This window comes from Bradyrhizobium sp. STM 3557 (genome assembly GCF_045571465.1).
GTDB lineage: Bacteria > Pseudomonadota > Alphaproteobacteria > Rhizobiales > Xanthobacteraceae > Bradyrhizobium.
This window is the reverse complement of record NZ_CP120697.1, coordinates 2,504,533-2,521,803: the sequence shown is the minus strand read 5'-3', so window position 1 is coordinate 2,521,803 and position 17,271 is coordinate 2,504,533. Positions and strand designations below refer to the sequence as shown.

Below are 17,271 nucleotides of genomic sequence, written 5' to 3'. Positions count from 1 at the left end.
CTCGCCATCTCCAACGCCATCGTGCTCCGCGCAGGCGGAGCACCCAGCAGTCCGCGACAGACGAGATGGAACCGAACGTTACGGCGCACCAGATCGTCCGCATTCGCGGACGATGGCAGCGGGAGCCTATATAGCGGGAGCCTATATAGCGGGAGCCTATATATGGACCGTGACTCTGGAAACGGTCGTCTAGGTCTGCTCCGCGAGCGCCTTCTTCACCGCCGCACGCTCTGCCATGCGCCGGTGATGATCGGCCAGCTTCGGAAACTTGGCGATCTGGACGCCGTCACCTTCGAGCCAGGTCGCGATCGTGTAGAGATAGGGATCGCAGATCGTATACTGCTCGCCCATCACCCATGGGCCCTTGAACATCTTATTCTCGATCAGCGTGAAGCAGGCGCCCATCGTCTCCGGCACCTTGCGCTTCATGTCAGCAAACGAACTCTCCTCGCTGGCCCAGCGGCTGCCGCGCACTCTGTGCGCATGGGCGACATGGACCGTGGAGCAGAGATAACTGTTGAACGACTGCACCTGCGCAAACGCGAACGCATCATCCACCGGCGCGAGCCTCGCCTTCGGGAAGCTCTGCGCGATGAAGGCGAGGATCGCCGGCGTCTCGGTCAGGATACCGCCGTCGGCCGCGAGCGCGGGCACCCTGCCCTTCGGATTGATCGCGAGATAATCCGGACTGTTCTGCTGGTTGGTCTTGAAGTCGATCCGCTCGACCGTGTAGTCGGCGCCGGCCTCGGCCAACGCGATGTGCGATGCGAGCGCGCAGGTCCCTGGCGCGAAATAGAGCTTGAGCATGGCGGCGATCCTTACGAGAACGCCGTCAAACTAGCGACGCTCCGTGCCGCCGTCCATAGCGCACTGCTGAGGAGCAGCCCTTTGCGACTGCGAAGTGTATCACTGCTCAGCGCAGCGCCCGTGCACTCTCGAGCAGCCGCGCATTGGCGGTTGCGGTTGCGATCGGTTGACCGTCGGCGCGGTCGAGCCGTCCTTCCATGAACGCGATGGTCCGGCCGAGCTGGATCACCCGCGCCTCGCCGATGATCGGACCAGGTTCGGCGGGGGAGATAAAGTTCACGGTCATGCTGATGGTCGCTGTGTAAAGTCGCCCGTCCGTCATCGCGAACACGGCGGGCCCCATCGTGTCGTCGAGCATAGCCGAGAGGATGCCGCCCTGGATAAATCCAGCCGGGTTGCAGAACGCCGCGCTGCCGTCGAATCCAACGCAAATCCAGCCTTCCGCGGGTTTCACATCCAGCACACGCCAGCCGAGCAGCTTGGCGCTTGGCGGAGCTTCGATGCCGTCGAGTGCCGTCTTGATCATGGACGTCCTCCCTATCCGTCCTTGATACTAATTCCCTGCTGCTGCCAACGTGATGTCAGTAGCGCTCGCCAAGCCGCGCCAACCGACGCCGCATTATCCGGGCTTCAATCCACCATCAGCCCGTGCGCGACCACCTTACGCATCACGTTCGGCAGCGCTTCTTCCGCGAGGGTTGCGACGGGCACGAAACGCATGCCCGAAGGCGCTTTGGTTCGCGCGGGCACCTGCGCCGTGTAGACCACGAGCTCCAACGGAAAATGTGTGAAGACGTGGGTGACGACGCCCGCTTTACGATGCCAACGTGTCATGGCTGGCAGCCTGGGCGCCTGCGCCAACGCCGCATCATCTTCCTGCGCGGCCAGCCAGTCCGAGCCCGGCACCTCGGTCATGCCCCCGAGCAAGCCCTTCTCCGGGCGTGAGCGCACCAGCAGCTCATCGCCGCGGGTGACGACGAAGGCGGCACCGCGCCGGAGCGCACCGGTTTTCTTCGGGGCCTTGCGCGGAAAGGTTTCCTGATCCCCCCGCGCCCGCGCCGCGCAATCCTCAGCAAATGGACAGAGTGCGCAGGCCGGCTTCTTCGGCGAGCAGATCGAGGCGCCCAGGTCCATCAGCGCTTGCGCGCTGTCGCCCGCCCGGGTCGGCCCGAGCAGCGTGGGCGCCAGCTCCTGGATGCGCGGCTTGGCCCGCGGCAGCGTCTCCTCGACCGCGAACATCCGCGACACAACGCGCTCGATATTGCCGTCTACGGGCATCGTGCGGCGGTCGAACGCGATCGCCGCGATCGCAGCCGCCGTATAGGGACCGATCCCCGGCAGCGCCCGTAGCCCCTCCTCGGTGTCCGGAAATCTGCCGCCGTGATCGCGCAGCACCGCGACGGCGCAGGCATGCAGGTTGCGCGCCCGCGAATAATAGCCGAGCCCGGCCCACATCCGCAGCACATCGTCCAGCGCAGCGCGGCCGAGCGCCGCGACATCCGGCCAACGCGTGATGAACTTTTCGAAATACGGCCCGACCGCTTTGACCGTGGTCTGCTGCAGCATGATCTCCGACAGCCAGACCCGGTATGGGTCCGACCGTTCGCCCGCCGCCGCGCGCCACGGCAGCCGGCGGCGATGCCGATCGTACCAGGCGAGCAGCCGTGCGGGGCGGTCAGCGCTCGCCGTGTCATTCTCGGGAGATTTGCGTTTCGTACGAAGGGCGGGTGACACCATTCTTGCAATTTAGTACGTCAAGCCGAACATGATCACCGTCTTGCCCGCGTCTGGCGTGGGCATCCACGGCTTTCTTCGGCGCGCGCCGACCAAGTTCCGGCGCGTCCGGAGATGCAACAAGGGTTGACGATGTCCAAGCCCGGCCCGATCAGCGCCAAGCCCCTCTCGGTAATGATGGGCGACGTGCTCACGGCCGCCTATGCCAAGCAGGGATTCGCGTCCCGCGAGCTCGTCACGCGCTGGTCAGAGATCGCAGGTCCGCAGATCGCGGCGCATGCCGAGCCCCTGAAGATCCAATGGCCCCGTCCGGTCGACGGGCAGCCACAAGACCCGGCCACCCTGGTGCTGCGGGTCGAAGGGCCGATGGCGCTGGAGATCCAGCATTCCTCGGACGTTATCCTGGAGCGGGTCAATCGCTTCTTCGGCTGGCATGCGGTGGGCCGGCTCGCCTTGCGACAGGGTCCGTTGTCGCGCCGGCCGAAGCCGAAACGGCCGACGCCGCCCGATCCGGCAGCGGTGGCGAAGGTCGCCAAAACTCTCTCGGCGGTCGAGGATGACGCGCTGCGCGACGCGCTCGCCCGACTCGGTGCCTCCATCAAGCGAAATTGACGGCCCATACGGTCCTTGTTGCGGGCCGGCATTGCCACATCTTCGGTTTCAAGCTAGCCAAATGCCCGCCTTTTGAGTGTTTTGCGCGCGAAAAGCGCCAATCCGGGAGAGAACCCTTGATCATCACCCGCCGCGCCTTCACTGCTGCCCTGTCCCTGACTGGTCTTGCCGCTTTGGCCGGCCTGTCGCCGCTGCGGCTGATCACGGAAGCAATGGCGCAGAGTGCCGCCGACGTTGCCAAGCCGGTGTCGCTGCCGGACATGGCGCTCGGCCCGGCAGACGCAGCCGTGACCATCACGGAATATGCCTCGATGACCTGCCCGCACTGCGCGGCCTTCAACAAGGAGGTCTTCCCGAAGCTGAAGTCCGAATACATCGACACCGGGAAGATCCGTTACATCTTCCGCGAGTTCCCGCTCGACATCAAAGCCGCGGCCGGTTCGATGCTGACGCGCTGCATCGCCAATGGCGACCCGCAGAAATATTTCGCAGTCACCGACATGTTGTTCCGCTCGCAGAACGACTGGGTGGTCAAGAACACCACCGAGACGTTGACGCGAATCGGCAAGCAGGCCGGTCTCAGCCAGCAGCAGGTCGAGGCTTGCCTGAAGGATCAGGCCCTGCTCGACAAGATCGCCGCCGACCAGAAATACGCCAGCGACGTTCTTAAAGTGGATTCGACGCCGACCTTCTTCATCAATGGTGAGAAGATCAAGGGCGAGACCTCGATCGAAGAGTTCGAGAAGAAGATCAACCCGCTTCTGAAGAGCTGATGCGCCGATCGCGCGGTTAGCACGTTGCACGGCATAAGGCCTTGATAAAAATGCCAAAGCAAAGCGGCTCGAACAGCGATGTTGCGGGCCGTTTACTTGATTCGGGTTCCGCGCGACTCGCGGGCCACAGTTCCCGATAAAGCCTTGGAAAAGCAGTTCCGGCGGGTTGCCCTGAAGCGCCGCCGTCGCCATTGTCGCGGCCAGATGAGGCGCCCGAAAGCGACTCGGCCACTTTGACATCACCATCCATGGTATTGTCACGGCAGGGAGATTCGTTTCCCGCCAACAGAGAATCTGTGCATGAAACTCACGCGTCTTCGTCTCCACGGTTTCAAGACGTTCGTCGAACCGACTGATTTCGTGATCGAACCGGGCCTCACCGGCGTGGTCGGTCCGAACGGCTGCGGCAAGTCGAATCTAGTCGAAGCGCTGCGCTGGGCGATGGGCGAGACCTCGCACAAATCGCTGCGCGCCGCCGACATGGACGCGGTGATCTTCTCCGGTTCCAACACCCGTCCCGCGCGCAACCACGCCGAAGTGGTGATGACGATCGACAATGCTGATCGGACCGCGCCGGCCGCCGTCAACGACAAGGACATTCTGGAGATCTCGCGCCGGATCGAGCGCGAGGCGGGTTCGGTCTATCGCATTAACGGCCGCGACGTGCGTGCGCGTGACGTGCAGATCCTGTTCGCGGACGCGGCAACCGGCGCGCGCTCGCCGGCCCTCGTCCACCAGGGCAAGATCGGCGAGATCATCCAGGCCAAGCCGGAGCAGCGCCGCCGCGTGCTGGAAGACGCGGCCGGTGTCGCCGGCCTGCATGCGCGCCGCCACGAGGCCGAGCTGCGCCTGAAGGCAGCCGAGACGAATCTCACCCGCGTCGAGGACGTCATCGGCCAGCTCTCCGGTCAGATGGAAGGGCTGAAGAAGCAGGCCCGGCAGGCAATCCGCTATCGCGAGGTTGCCGCCAAGGTGCGCAAGGCCGAAGCGACACTCTATCACTTGCGCTGGATCGGCGCCCATGCCGACCTCAACGAGACCGCCCACGCACACGATGTCAGCGTCCGCGAGATGGCGGAGCGAACCCGCGAGCAGGCTGAATCCGCACGTATCCAGGCGATCCGCTCCGCGCATCTTCCCGCCCTGCGCGATGCCGAAGCCCGCGCAGCGGCGACCCTGCAGCGGCTGAAGAGCGCGCGCGACATCCTCGACCGCGAGGAGCAGCGCGCCAAGGAGCGCACCGGCGAGCTCGACCGCCGCCTGATGCAGCTGACCGCTGACGTCGCGCGCGAGCAGCAGCAGACCCAGGATGCCCAGGTCGCGCTGCAGCGGCTGGAGAGCGAAGACGCGGAGCTGAAGGAGGAGATCAAGGCGCGCGTCGAGATGCGCAGCGGCGTCGACGAGCGCGTCGCCGAGGCCGAAGCCAGCCTGGCTGAGACCGAGCGCCGGTTCACCGAGCTGACCACGCAACTCGCCGACCTCACCGCCAAGCGCAACCAGCTCGAAGCCAATGTGCGCGGCCATCGCGACCGGCTGGCGCGGCTCGACCAGGAGATCGCCTCCGTTCAGGCCGACGAACAGCGACTGGTGCAGGAGACCGCGCATCTCGGCGACCTTGATGCGCTCGCCGCCGCGCTTGAGGCCGCCGAGGAAGCCGTGGCCGTGTCCGAAGGGGCGGCGCAAGCGAGCGAAGCCGCGCAGGTGGCCGCCCGGCAAAAGCTTGAGGCCTCGCGCGCGCCGCTGGCGGAAGCCGACAAGCGCGTGCAGCGGCTCGAGACCGAAGCGCGGACCATCTCCAAGATGGTCAACAGCGAGACCAAGAATCTGTGGCCGCCGATCATCGACGGCGTCACCGTCGCCAAGGGTTATGAGAAGGCGTTCGGCGCCGTGCTCGGCGACGATCTCGACGCGCCGGTCGATCCGTCGGCGCCGATGCGGTGGACCATCGCCGGCGCGGAGGGGACCGATCCCGCGCTCCCCGAGGGCGTCGAGCCGCTCGCTGCGCATGTGCAGGCACCGCCGGAGCTGGCGCGACGGCTGGCGCAAATCGGCGTGGTGCCGCGCGAGCGCGGCGCGCAGCTGGTATCGCAGCTCAAGACCGGACAGCGGCTGGTGTCGCCCGAGGGCGACGTCTGGCGTTGGGACGGCTTCATCGCCGCCGCGCATGCCCCGACCGGCGCAGCGCGGCGCCTTGCCGAGCGTGCGCGCCTGATCGACATCGAGGCCGATCTGGAGCAGGCTCGCATCGATGCAGCGAACCGCCGTCAGGAATTGGAGACCGCCGAGCGGGACGTCCAGGCCGCCAGTGCCGCCGAAAGCGCCGCGCGCGAGGCCTGGCGCGCTGCGCAGCGCGAGGTCAACGCCGCGCGCGAGCGCCACGCCAATGCCGAGCGCGAGATCAACCGCCATGCGGCGCGCAAGTCGGCACTGACCGAGGCGCACAGCCGCCTCGCGCTCGACCGCGAGGAAGTCGCAGAGGCGCATCAGAGCGCAATCGAGGCGATCGAGGAATTGCCGCCGACAACCGAGGCCGAGGGCCAGCTCTCGGCGGTGCGCGCCGAGATCGAGGCCAAGCGCCGCGCCGCCGCCCAGGTGCGTGCCGAGGCGCAGGCGCTGGCCCGCGAGGCCGAGCTCGCCGATCGCCGCGTGCAGGCGATCATCAAGGAGCGCAACGACTGGCTGGGGCGCATTCACGGCGCCGGCTCGCAGATCTCGACCATCGAGGAGCGCATCGCCGAGGTGCGCGAGGAGCGCGCGGAGCTGGAGAACGCGCCGCAAGTGTTTGCGGAGAAGCGCAGCGCGCTGATCGATGAGATCGGCATCGCCGAGGGCGAGCGCCAGGTCGCGGCCGATGCGCTGGCCGCGGCCGAAACCGAGATGGGCGACACCGATCGGGCCGCCAAGGCCTCGCTGGAGGCGCTGTCGCGTGCGCGCGAGGCCGCGGCCCGCGCGGAGGAACGGCTGGAAGGCGCCAAGCGCCGGCTTGCTGATGTCGAGCGCGAGATCCACGACATGCTCGAGGTCGAGCCGCAGGCCGTGGCGGCCATGGCCGAGATCGGGCCGGACACGCAATTGCCGCCGCTGCACGAGATCGAGGACAGCCTCGACAAGCTGCGCCGCGACCGCGAGCGGCTGGGCGCGGTCAACCTGCGCGCCGAGGAGGAGCTAACCGAGGTCGAGGGCCAGCACACCGCGCTGACCACCGAGCGTGACGACCTGGTCGAGGCTATCAAGCGGCTGCGCCAGGGTATCCAGAGCCTCAACAAGGAGGCGCGCGAGCGCCTCCAGGCCTCGTTCGAGAGCGTCAACAACCACTTCAAACGCCTGTTCACCGAGCTGTTCGGCGGCGGCGAGGCCGCGCTGCACCTGATCGAGAGCGACGATCCCCTGGAGGCCGGCCTCGAGATCATCGCCAAGCCGCCGGGCAAGAAGCCGCAATCGCTGTCGCTGCTCTCGGGCGGCGAGCAGGCGCTGACGGCGATGGCGCTGATCTTCGCGGTGTTCTTGACCAACCCCTCGCCCATTTGCGTGCTGGACGAGGTCGACGCGCCGCTCGACGACCACAACGTCGAACGCTTCTGCAACCTGCTGCACGAGATGAAGGCCTCGACCGAGACCCGCTTCATCATCATCACGCACAACCCGATCACGATGGCGCGGATGAACCGCTTGTTCGGCGTCACCATGGCCGAGCGCGGCGTGTCGCAACTGGTGTCGGTGGCACTCGACGAGGCCGTGAAGATCCTCGACCAGCAGGTCGCGTAATTGCAGGCCGTCATTCCGGGGCGACGCGTCAGCGTCGAACCCGGGATGGTGACGCGGGAGGATGGTAAGCCGTGATCCCTCCCGATCTTCCCGCTGCGCTGAAGGCGATGCTCGAAGCCAAGCTCCATGGCCTGCCGCGCCAGGACGCTGCGCAACGGGCGGCGCGCATTTCGCAGGCCTATCGCGGCGGTGGGACCTCGGGCACCATCACGACTGAGGCTGACGCGCTGGCCTATGCCGTGGTGCGGATGCCCGCGACCTATGCTGCGGTCGCGGCCTGCCTGAATGCGCTCACCGAACTGCGGCCGGACCTTGCGCCGACGGCGCTGCTCGATGTCGGCGCCGGGCCGGGCACGGCGGGCTTTGCTGCAGCGGAAGCTTTTCCCTTGCTCGCATCCGTCGCCGCAGTCGACGCCAATCCGGTATTGCGAACGCTCGCCTTGGAGCTGGCTGACAGCACAAGCCGGCTCGGCCATCTGACCTACACGCTCGGTCCGGCACATCAGCAGATCGCGCGCACCGATCCCGCGGATCTCGTGATCGCGAGCTACATGATTGGCGAGCTTCCCGATGCTGAGCGAGCCGCCCTTGTCGATGCGTTGTGGGCGAAGACGGCCGACACACTCCTGCTCATCGAGCCTGGCACGCCGGCGGGTTATGCCCGCATCATCGCTGCGCGCACGCAACTGATCGCAGCGGGCGCGCATGTCGCGGCACCCTGCCCGCATGACCAGCCCTGTCCGCTCATCGCGCCCGACTGGTGCCATTTCGCGCAGCGCCTGGCCCGCTCGCGCGCGCATAAGCAGGTGAAGGAAGTGGACGTCCCGTTCGAAGACGAGAAATTCATCTATGTCGCGCTGACACGAGCCCCTATCGATCGACCGGCGGCCCGGGTGCTGGCGCCGACTGTCATCACCAAGGTGGCCGCGACGGCCAAGCTTTGTTGTGCCGATGGCACGTTGCAGATCGCCAGCGTGCCTCGCCGCGACAAGCAGGCCTTTGCCGCCGCTCGCCGCTGGGATTGGGGTGATGGCGTGGTTACCAAAGGGTAGATCGGCTTCGGTTTTGCGATACCGATTCACGTTCGGATCGGTACCGGCCTGCAGCAGATTCCCGCGCCTGGTTAACGCCGGTGCGCAATTTTCCGCATTTTGCGGCCCGGATCTGCAACCTGAAGCTAAGTCCTCTTCGCCATTGTGCGTCGCATTAGATGCAGGTTGGGGAACAGGATGTTCAGGATCGCGATCATTGCAGCCGCCGTGCTGCTCTCGGCCGGAAGTGCGCTGGCCAATGGGCATGAGTCGTCGGCGCCGCCGCCAGCGCCCAAACAGGAAGGTCCGCCGGCCAAGGCTATCGTCGGGAAGCACGGCCCGGTGCTGGTCGATCCCAAGGGCATGACGCTGTATTATTTCGAACGCGACGACAGCGGCAACAAATCGGCCTGCAATGACGCCTGCGCAGAGAAGCGCCCGCCGCTCGCCGCCGCGGATAATGCCATCGCCACCGGCGACTTCACGGTGATCACCCGCAACGATGGCAAGAAGATGTGGGCCTATCGCTATCGCCCGCTCTACACGTCGCAAAAGGACACCGCGCCAGGCGACACCAACGGCGATGATCCCACCCAGCTCTGGCACATCGCCCGGCCCTATTGAGGAAGGCGCCTGCCGCTTTCCGCGCCGATACCCGGGGTCCGGACGATCAGGGGCCATTGAACGCGTCAGCCCGCTGCGGCGACCAACGGGCGCGGCCGGCGCGTGATTGAAGCTGGCTGGCGGCGCCGATAACCTCCTGCCGCGTCCCGTCCCTCCCGCATCTCTTCGGAGCCCTCCATGTCCGGCTGGATCATCCTCGGCATCATCGTTGTCGTCGTGCTGTTCGCCATCGGCGCTTACAACCGGCTGGTCACGCTCAGCCAGCGGGTCAACCAAGCCTTTGCCGACATCGACGTGCAGCTCAAGCAGCGTCACGATCTGATCCCGAACCTGGTCGAGACCGTGAAAGGCTATGCCGCGCATGAGCGCGGCACGTTGGACGACGTCATCAAGGCTCGGAACGCCGCGATGTCGGCGCAAGGACCGGCGCAGGTCTCGGCCACGGAGGCCCAGCTGTCCGGCGCGCTCGGCCGACTGATCGCGCTGTCCGAGGCCTATCCCGACCTCAAGGCCAACGCCAATTTCCAGCAGCTCGCCAACGAGCTCTCCGACCTCGAGAACAAGATTGCGGCCAGCCGCCGCTTCTTCAACAATGCCGTGCAGGAGTACAACACTGGCATCCAGCAGATGCCGGCGGTGCTGTTCGCCGGCATGTTCGGCTTCACCCGCAAGGATTTCTTCGATCTCGGCACCAGCCGCACCGAGGTCGAGGCCGCGCCCAGCGTGAGATTCTAAGCTTAGGTCCTCCACGGTCACGGGCAGCGTTGCATGGCCGCCTACGGTCTCTACACGCACATTGCATCGAACAAGACCCGTTCGACGCTGCTGCTCGGCGGCCTGTTCGTGCTGATTTACGTGCTGGTCTATGCCGGCGCGCTGATCGCGGAGGTGATGATCCGCTCCGATGCGACCGTTGGCTATTATCTGCGCGCCGCGCTCAACGATCTGATCAAGGCCCTGCCCTGGGCCACGCTCGGCACTGCTGCCTGGATCGTGATCGCCTATTATTTCCACCAGTCGATCATCGATGCCGTGACCGGCGGCGAAGCGGTGACCCGGCAGCAGCAGCCGCGGCTCTACAATCTCCTGGAAAACCTCTGCATCTCGCGCGGCATCCCGATGCCGAAGCTGAAGATCATGGACAGTCCGGCGCTGAACGCCTTCGCGACCGGACTGAACCAGCGGCAATATGCGGTCACCGTGACCACCGGCCTGCTCGCGGCGCTGAACGATCAGGAGATCGAGGCCGTGCTCGGCCACGAGCTCACCCATATCCGCAATGGCGACGTCCAGATGATGGTGGTTGCGGTGATCATCGCCGGCGTGGTCGGCTTTTTCGGCGAATTGTTCTTCCGCCTGTTGACCAACATGTCTTGGGGTGGTGGCTGGGGCGGCGGCTGGTCCGGAGGTTCGTCCCGGCGCTCGTCCTCCTCGGACTCCGACCGCAAGGGCTCCGGTGGCGGCGCGCTCGTGGCCGTCATCATCGCGGTGGTGCTGATCGTGCTGGCCTGGCTGCTGTCGCAGGTGGTCAAGCTCGCGCTGTCGCGCACCCGCGAATATCTCGCCGATGCCGGATCCGTGGAATTGACCAAGAACCCGGACGCCATGATCTCGGCGCTGCGCAAGATCGAGGGCCGCGGCGAACTGCCGGGCGCCACCTCGGCCGTGATGGAATTGTGCGTCGATAATCCGCGCGAGGGCTTTGCCGACCTGTTCGCGACCCACCCGTCGGTCGAGCAGCGCATCCAGGCGCTGGTGAAGTTCGCCGGTGGTCGCGATCCGGGTCCGCTGGCCCTGCCCGAACCGGACGCGCCCACCGGAACGCAGAGCGAGCCAACGCCGGACACCGATTCGCCGCCGCCGCTGCCGTCCGGGCCGTGGGGCGGTTCCCAGCCAACTGCGGCGGATCCGCCGCGCCAGGGTCCGTGGTCTGATCCTGCGCGCGACTCGCCAGGCCCTCCTTCGGGTCGGTCCTCGGGTCCTTGGGGTCAGCGCTGAAGTTCCTTTTCCGGCTGCACGGCTGATTCGGCTGCAGCCGCGGTCGGTCCCGCTCGTGTCGCACCCAGATGTGGCGCGAAAAGCGGTGAAATCCCCGGCATTCGGCGGCACCGCCTTAAAATTTCCCGGGTGCAGTGCGCCAATGAATTTCAATTCTCCCCTGTTTCTGCCATGTTCGCGCCGACTGCAGCATGCAATTCGCCGGCTTCCGGCCGGCCACTCTTTCAGGGACATTCCATGGCGAAACCGGCAGTGGTTGTGGTGGGCGCAGACAAGGGCGGGGTCGGCAAGACGACGGTCTCGCGCACGCTGCTCGATTATTTCAGCGCCAACAACGTGCCGACCCGGGCGTTCGACACCGAGCATCCGCGCGGCACGTTGAAGCGCTTCCATCCCGAGATCACCGAGATCGTCGACATGAACTCGACGCCGGACCAGATGAAGATCTTCGACACCCTGAGCGCGGTGGCGCCCTCGGTGACCGTGATCGACGTCCGCGCCGGGCTGATGTCGCCGACGCTTGCCGCGCTGCGCGACATCGGCTTCCTCGACGCCGCCCGCTCCGGCCAGATCACCTTTGCGGTCTTCCACATTCTGGGTTCGTCGATCGCCTCGCTCGACGAAATCGCCGAGACCGCGAGCTACATGGTCGGCGCCAAGTACTTCCTGGTGAAGAACTTCATCAACAACACCAGCTTTTTCGAGTGGGACCAGTCGACCTACGCCTCCTATTTCAACCGCATCAAGGACGCCACCGAGCTCACCATCCCCAAGCTCAACGAGATGGCCTATGAGCAGGTCGAGGTCGCCTCGGTTCCGTTCCTGAAATTCGTTGCCAACAAGGGCCCCCATGACGAGGCCGCCAACTACTCCTTCGTGCTGCGCGGCTATGTCCGGCACTGGCTGGCCAATGTCTGGAGCGAGTACGACCGCATCAAGCTGACCGACATCGTCGGCTCCGCTGCCAAGGCGGCGGCGCCGCGGCAGGCAGGGGAAAAATAAGATCTCCGGGAATTTGGGGGCTTTATCGGCGGGGCATTTGACCTGATATAGGTCTGATGCCCGCGACTCCCGTCTACATCGTCTGCTCGCCGCGACCGCAGGTCGGGAAGACGTTGCTCGCGCGCCTTTTGAGCGAGTTCCTGCTCCTGAAGAACGGGGAGGTGCTGGCGTTCGACATCGCCATTCGCGAGCCGTCGCTGATCGACTACCTGCCTGACCTGACCGAGACGGCTGAGATCGACGACACCTACGGCAAGATCCAGCTGATGGACCGGGTGATCATCGATGACGGCGTCGCCAAGGTCATCGACCTCGGCTACTATTCCTACGACGAGTTCTTCAAGATGTCGGAGGAGATCGGCTTCTTGAAGGAGGCCGCGCGGCGGAATGTCGCCCCGGTCGTGCTGTTCTGCGCCGACACCGACCGCGTCTCGCTGCGCGCCTATGACGCGCTTCAGCGCCAGGTTCCGCGCTCGCAGCTGATCACCGTCGAGAACGAGCACGTGCTGCGCGACGACCTGCCCGACTGGATCAAGCAAGGGCGGCTGCTGCGCATCCCGGCCCTGCCGCTGTTTCTCAAGACCTATATCGACCGTCTCTCGTTCTCCTTCACCGGCTATCTCCGGCGCGAAAAGGACACCTCGACCGAGCTGCACCAGTGGATCCGGCACAACTACTACACGCTGCGGGAGCTGGAGCTCGGTCTGATTCCGCAGCGGTCGTGAATCGCGTCTGCACGCCCTAGCTCTGCCCACTTGCGTCACATCTGCAACCACAAGCCCCGCTCCCCCTCTCCCCTTGTGGGAGAGGGTACAGCGGAGATCGCCGTGCGATCTCACGCTACGTCACATTGCGATCAGCAATCGCACTTGATCAATGCCCCTCGAAGGCCATGAGCGTGCGGACCGGCACGTCGAGCTCGCGCAGCTTGGCGGCGCCGCCGAGCTCCGGCAGGTCGATGATGAAGCAGGCGGCGGCGATGGTGGCGCCGATGCCGCGCAAAAGCTTCACCGCCCCTTCCGCGGTGCCGCCGGTCGCGATGAGATCGTCGACCAGGATCACCTTCTCGCCCGCCTGCACCGCGTCGACATGCATTTCCATCTCGTCGGTGCCGTATTCCAGCGAGTAGGACATGCTGACGGTCTTGTGCGGCAGCTTGCCCTTCTTGCGGATCGGCACGAAGCCGGCCGACAATTGATGCGCCACGGCGCCGCCCAGGATGAAGCCGCGCGCCTCGATGCCCGCGACCTTGTCGATCTTGGACCCGGCCCAGGGATGCACCAGCTCGTCCACCGCGCGGCGGAAAGCCCGCGCATCGGCGAGCAAGGTGGTGATGTCACGAAACAGGATGCCCGGCTTCGGATAGTCCGGGATGGTGCGGACGGTTGACTTGATGTCTACCTCGAACGTCATCGTACTCTCATTGCCTCTGTTGGCCGCCATTCGAGGTTTTCGTCATTGCGAGCGAAGCGAAGCAATCCAGGACATTCAAAAAGCAAGGCTGGATCGCTTCGTCGCTCGCGCTCCTCGCGATGACGAGTTTGCTCAATTCCCCGGCACGCCGAGCCGGAACGCATTCTCCACGATCTTCAAGCCGACCTCGTCGCCGAGCGACATCAGCGACTCCGGATGAAACTGCACGCCGCCGACCGGCAGCGTCTTGTGCTCGAGCGCCATCGCCACGCCATCCTCGGTCGCCGCGGTGACGTCGAGCACATCGGGCATGCCGTCGCGCTCGACATAGAGCGAATGGTAGCGGCCGATCACGATCTCGTTCGGCAGGCCCTGCATCAGCCGCCCGCCGCGCACGGCGACCCGCGACGGCCGGCCATGCGCAGGCTGACTGAGCTGGCCCAGCCTGCCGCCGAAATACTCGCCCATCGCCTGTACCCCGAGGCAGACGCCGAAGATGGGCAGCTTCTTCGTAAGCGCGGCGTCGATGGTGGTGGCGATCTTGAAATCCTCCGGCCGGCCCGGCCCTGGCGACAGCACCAGGAGATCCCAGCGCCGTGCCTCCAGCATCTTCAGCGCATGCACGTAGCGGACCACGGTGACGTTGGCGCCGACCTGGCGGAAATAGTCCGCCAGCATGTGTACGAAGGAGTCGTCGTGATCGATCAAGAGCACGTCCTTGCCCGAGCCGGTGGCGTCCGGCGCAGTCGAGGACAGCGGCTTCGGCGGATCGCCGCGCAAAGCCTGAAACAGGGCGGCCGCCTTGACCTGGCATTCGCGGTCCTCGGCAGCGGGATCGGAGTCAAACAGGCAGGTAGCGCCGACGCGGACCTCGGCGAGCCCATCCTTCATCCTGATGGTGCGGATGGTCAGACCGGTGTTGATCGAACCGTCGAAATTGACCGCTCCGATCGCGCCGGCATACCAGCGCCGCGGCGAGCGTTCGTGATCCTCGACGAACTGCATCGCCCACAATTTGGGCGCGCCGGTCACCGTCACCGCCCAGGCGTGGGTGAGGAACGCGTCGAGTGCGTCGAAGCCCGGGCGCAGCATCCCCTCGACGTGATCGACGGTGTGGAACAGTTTCGAATAGGTCTCGATCTGCCGCCGCGCCAGCACCTTGATGGTGCCGGGCACGCAGATCCGCGCCTTGTCGTTGCGGTCGACGTCGGTGCACATGTTGAGCTCGAACTCGTCTTTCTCCGAGTTCAAGAGCTGGCGGATCTGCTCGGCGTCGCCGATCGCGTCGCGGCCGCGCGCGATGGTGCCCGAGATCGGGCAGGTCTCGACCCGGCGCCCATCCGAGCGCACGAACATCTCCGGCGAGGCGGAGACCAGGAATTCGCCCTCGCCGAGATTCATCAGCGCACCATAGGGCGACGGATTGATGCGGCACAGACGCTGAAACACTTCCGCCGGCGAGCGCTCGCAGGGCTCGCCGAACAACTGCCCCGGCACCGCCTCGAACAGGTCGCCGCGCGCAAACGCCGCGCGCGCCAGCTCCACCGTTGCCTGATATTCGCCGGGTGCGTGATCGGCAAAGCCCTGCCGCGGCTCCTTGAGATAGGTGCTCTCGCTGGTCGCCCGCGGCCGGCCCGAAGTCGACTGGCCGTTCCAACTGAAGTCATAAGAGAGGATCACGCCGCGGCCGGTGGCGCGGTCATAGGCGAGCAGCCGGTCCGGCACGTAGAGCACGATATCGCGCTGGTCGGCGGCGCGCGCTCGCTTCTGCTTCAGGTCCTCGAACTGGAACACCAGGTCATAGGCAAAGGCGCCGAACAGGCCGAGCAACGGATCGTCATTGGCCGAGAAGGTCGCGATCAGCGCGCGTACCAGCGAGATCACGCTGGCGCGGCGGGTGCGCTGGTCCTCCTCGACCGGCGCCTCGCCCCGGATGATGTGGCCGGCAAGCCGCGCGGGCGTGTGCTCGGTGACGACCACGGCCGGGTCGCGCAGCGTCGCACCGAGAAAGGCGATCAACACCTCGCCGCGCTTGTTCAGCGCCTGCAGGGCGAAATCGGTGCCCCTCGTTTCCAGCACCAGCGGCGGGTCGGCAAAACCGAGATCGAAACTCTCGTAGCGGCCGGGCACCGTCGTGCCGGAGGACAGCACGACACCCCGGCGGCGGTCCAAAAGATCGATCAGATCGTCCAGCCTTTTAGCGCCGCCGGTGAACTGCTCGACCGCGCGCGCGATCGCAAGCCCGCCCCGGGTGCGGTATTCGCTGTGCGCCGGGAGTGCGAAAACTGTCCTGTTCATGTGGCCCCTCTTACGAAACTTGCCGAGGAAACGCCACACAGGACACAAGACGGCCGCCGCTGCGTGGCGGCCTCTGGCGATTGAATGAATGAAAATCGCGCCGGCCACCCGTTACCAGGTGGGCCACCAGAGCTGTGCTGGGCGGTTCGCGGTGCGCATGGGCGGTTAAAGACCATGGCGGGGCCGCCGGGTCAAGGGCGGGATGGTTACGCGGGTAGCTCCCACCATCATCATGCCCCGCGCAGGCGGGGCATCCAGTACGCCGAGACGTCTCGTTTCGATCATAACCGCCTCGGACTACTGGATCGTCCGCCTTCGCGGACGATGACATCAGAATGTGCATCGACGTTCTCGCGACACGACCTGTCCGAGCTTTGCTGTTCAAACCCGCCCTCATCAAAAGGGCGCAGGGAAGGCCGGGAGCTCGCCGCCCCCATGGCCCGCCTGCAGAAAAAAAGCAGGCGGCAGTCACCACAGGTTCGGCCGAGACATCCCGGCCCTCCCTGCACGAATGGCTTTACGGCTTATACGTGCTCTCCCCAGGGACCGGCTGTCTTGCCCCTGTCGATCGCGGAATCATCAGCCCCGCAATCTTGGCGTCAGCACCGGGACGCCAGGACCACACGATTTCGCCGTCCGCGCCATGCCGTTCGTCCACATGTGAAGCACATGCTGCGACATGTCGCGGCCATCGCATCCCACCTCGCGTCTCGTGACGATCGCGATACGCCCCTTTTGCCGAGGCGGGACGCGCGAAGAAAAGCACGATTTCCGAAAAAGCGAAAGTGAAATTTTTGCGCAGGATGAGGAGAAGGCCGCCATCAGATTGAAGATGCGCATGAAGTGAGTTTTTCGGCGCAGGCGGTTTTTGCCGCCAGCCGCGGCTTCGAGCGGGCCCCATCGCGTGTCAGGTGAACATTGATTTGCCTGACGGGTCGCCACTTAGCGATCGCTTTTCCGCGCCTGCCCTCACGTGACGATCCGGTGACAGCAAGGGTATCATCCAGAACCGTCGTCGGCGCATAGCAGAGTCCGCCATTCGGGGCTCCCAAGAGCGGTATCTCCCTCCTACTATTGCAATGCAGCATCAGCGGTGCGGAGCGATGCTGCTTCATACCTCTCGCCGGAAGGATCCCGGATGCCCTGTTCCCGACCGACGCGTCCGGCCACTCCGCCGTGCGTGGACCCCACAACGCTTCCCCTCCGTCCTGACC

14 protein-coding genes are annotated in these 17,271 nt (G+C 65.6%); 9 read left to right on the top strand and 5 right to left on the bottom strand.

The window, feature by feature from the left end:
- Positions 1-189: 189 nt before the first annotated feature.
- The 3 genes from P6U24_RS11430 to mutY form a co-directional block, all read right to left on the bottom strand.
- Positions 190-807 (bottom strand): glutathione S-transferase family protein, encoded by a 618-nt coding sequence (locus P6U24_RS11430; RefSeq protein WP_407159220.1) that lies wholly within the window; start codon positions 805-807, stop codon positions 190-192.
- A gap of 106 nt (positions 808-913) precedes the next feature.
- A complete protein-coding gene (locus P6U24_RS11425; protein ID WP_407159219.1) occupies positions 914-1,333 on the bottom strand; it encodes a PaaI family thioesterase in 420 nt (139 codons plus the stop codon).
- A 104-nt stretch (positions 1,334-1,437) separates the two neighbouring features.
- Positions 1,438-2,544: an A/G-specific adenine glycosylase gene (gene mutY / locus P6U24_RS11420; RefSeq protein ID WP_407159218.1), complete on the bottom strand. Its 1,107-nt coding sequence runs from the start codon at positions 2,542-2,544 to the stop codon at positions 1,438-1,440.
- Positions 2,545-2,673: 129 nt separating this feature from the next.
- Between mutY and P6U24_RS11415 the strand changes: the two genes are divergently transcribed.
- The 9 genes from P6U24_RS11415 to P6U24_RS11375 all read left to right on the top strand — a co-directional run bounded on the left by P6U24_RS11415 (position 2,674) and on the right by P6U24_RS11375 (position 13,071).
- Positions 2,674-3,153: a DUF721 domain-containing protein gene (locus tag P6U24_RS11415; protein WP_407159217.1), complete on the top strand. Its 480-nt coding sequence runs from the start codon at positions 2,674-2,676 to the stop codon at positions 3,151-3,153.
- A gap of 116 nt (positions 3,154-3,269) precedes the next feature.
- Positions 3,270-3,926, top strand: a complete 657-nt coding sequence (locus tag P6U24_RS11410) for a DsbA family protein (RefSeq protein WP_407159216.1) — start codon at positions 3,270-3,272, stop codon at positions 3,924-3,926.
- Positions 3,927-4,226: 300 nt separating this feature from the next.
- Positions 4,227-7,691, top strand: a complete 3,465-nt coding sequence (gene smc / locus P6U24_RS11405) for a chromosome segregation protein SMC (RefSeq protein ID WP_407159215.1) — start codon at positions 4,227-4,229, stop codon at positions 7,689-7,691.
- A gap of 71 nt (positions 7,692-7,762) precedes the next feature.
- Positions 7,763-8,743, top strand: coding sequence for a small ribosomal subunit Rsm22 family protein (locus tag P6U24_RS11400; protein ID WP_407159214.1), 981 nt, complete (start codon positions 7,763-7,765; stop codon positions 8,741-8,743).
- A 177-nt stretch (positions 8,744-8,920) separates the two neighbouring features.
- Entirely contained in the window at positions 8,921-9,346 is a 426-nt protein-coding gene (locus P6U24_RS11395) for a hypothetical protein (protein WP_407159213.1), read from the top strand.
- 177 nt (positions 9,347-9,523) lie between these two features.
- Complete coding sequence (locus P6U24_RS11390) at positions 9,524-10,081, top strand: LemA family protein (protein WP_407159212.1); 558 nt, start codon at positions 9,524-9,526, stop codon at positions 10,079-10,081.
- A gap of 33 nt (positions 10,082-10,114) precedes the next feature.
- Complete coding sequence (locus P6U24_RS11385; protein ID WP_407159211.1) at positions 10,115-11,344, top strand: M48 family metallopeptidase; 1,230 nt, start codon at positions 10,115-10,117, stop codon at positions 11,342-11,344.
- Positions 11,345-11,581: 237 nt separating this feature from the next.
- Positions 11,582-12,346 carry a hypothetical protein gene (locus tag P6U24_RS11380; protein ID WP_407159210.1) on the top strand — a complete coding sequence of 255 codons (765 nt, stop codon included), beginning with the start codon at positions 11,582-11,584 and terminating at the stop codon, positions 12,344-12,346.
- A 56-nt stretch (positions 12,347-12,402) separates the two neighbouring features.
- Positions 12,403-13,071 carry a hypothetical protein gene (locus tag P6U24_RS11375; protein WP_407159209.1) on the top strand — a complete coding sequence of 223 codons (669 nt, stop codon included), beginning with the start codon at positions 12,403-12,405 and terminating at the stop codon, positions 13,069-13,071.
- Between the two features lie 148 nt (positions 13,072-13,219).
- On the opposite strand, the gene P6U24_RS11370 is transcribed toward P6U24_RS11375, so the two are convergent.
- Positions 13,220-13,759, bottom strand: coding sequence for an adenine phosphoribosyltransferase (locus P6U24_RS11370; protein ID WP_407159208.1), 540 nt, complete (start codon positions 13,757-13,759; stop codon positions 13,220-13,222).
- A 132-nt stretch (positions 13,760-13,891) separates the two neighbouring features.
- Positions 13,892-16,057, bottom strand: a complete 2,166-nt coding sequence (locus P6U24_RS11365; protein WP_407159207.1) for an anthranilate synthase component I — start codon at positions 16,055-16,057, stop codon at positions 13,892-13,894.
- Positions 16,058-17,271: the final 1,214 nt, after the last annotated feature.

Coding starts and splice junctions, on each gene's coding strand:
- P6U24_RS11365 (WP_407159207.1), bottom strand. CDS start 16,057: ATGAACAGGACAGTTTTCGCACTCCCGGCGCACAGCGAATACCGCACC.
- P6U24_RS11385 (WP_407159211.1), top strand. CDS start 10,115: ATGGCCGCCTACGGTCTCTACACGCACATTGCATCGAACAAGACCCGT.
- P6U24_RS11375 (WP_407159209.1), top strand. CDS start 12,403: ATGCCCGCGACTCCCGTCTACATCGTCTGCTCGCCGCGACCGCAGGTC.
- P6U24_RS11390 (WP_407159212.1), top strand. CDS start 9,524: ATGTCCGGCTGGATCATCCTCGGCATCATCGTTGTCGTCGTGCTGTTC.
- P6U24_RS11395 (WP_407159213.1), top strand. CDS start 8,921: ATGTTCAGGATCGCGATCATTGCAGCCGCCGTGCTGCTCTCGGCCGGA.
- P6U24_RS11370 (WP_407159208.1), bottom strand. CDS start 13,759: ATGACGTTCGAGGTAGACATCAAGTCAACCGTCCGCACCATCCCGGAC.
- P6U24_RS11415 (WP_407159217.1), top strand. CDS start 2,674: ATGTCCAAGCCCGGCCCGATCAGCGCCAAGCCCCTCTCGGTAATGATG.
- P6U24_RS11380 (WP_407159210.1), top strand. CDS start 11,582: ATGGCGAAACCGGCAGTGGTTGTGGTGGGCGCAGACAAGGGCGGGGTC.
- mutY (WP_407159218.1), bottom strand. CDS start 2,544: ATGGTGTCACCCGCCCTTCGTACGAAACGCAAATCTCCCGAGAATGAC.
- smc (WP_407159215.1), top strand. CDS start 4,227: ATGAAACTCACGCGTCTTCGTCTCCACGGTTTCAAGACGTTCGTCGAA.
- P6U24_RS11430 (WP_407159220.1), bottom strand. CDS start 807: ATGCTCAAGCTCTATTTCGCGCCAGGGACCTGCGCGCTCGCATCGCAC.
- P6U24_RS11425 (WP_407159219.1), bottom strand. CDS start 1,333: ATGATCAAGACGGCACTCGACGGCATCGAAGCTCCGCCAAGCGCCAAG.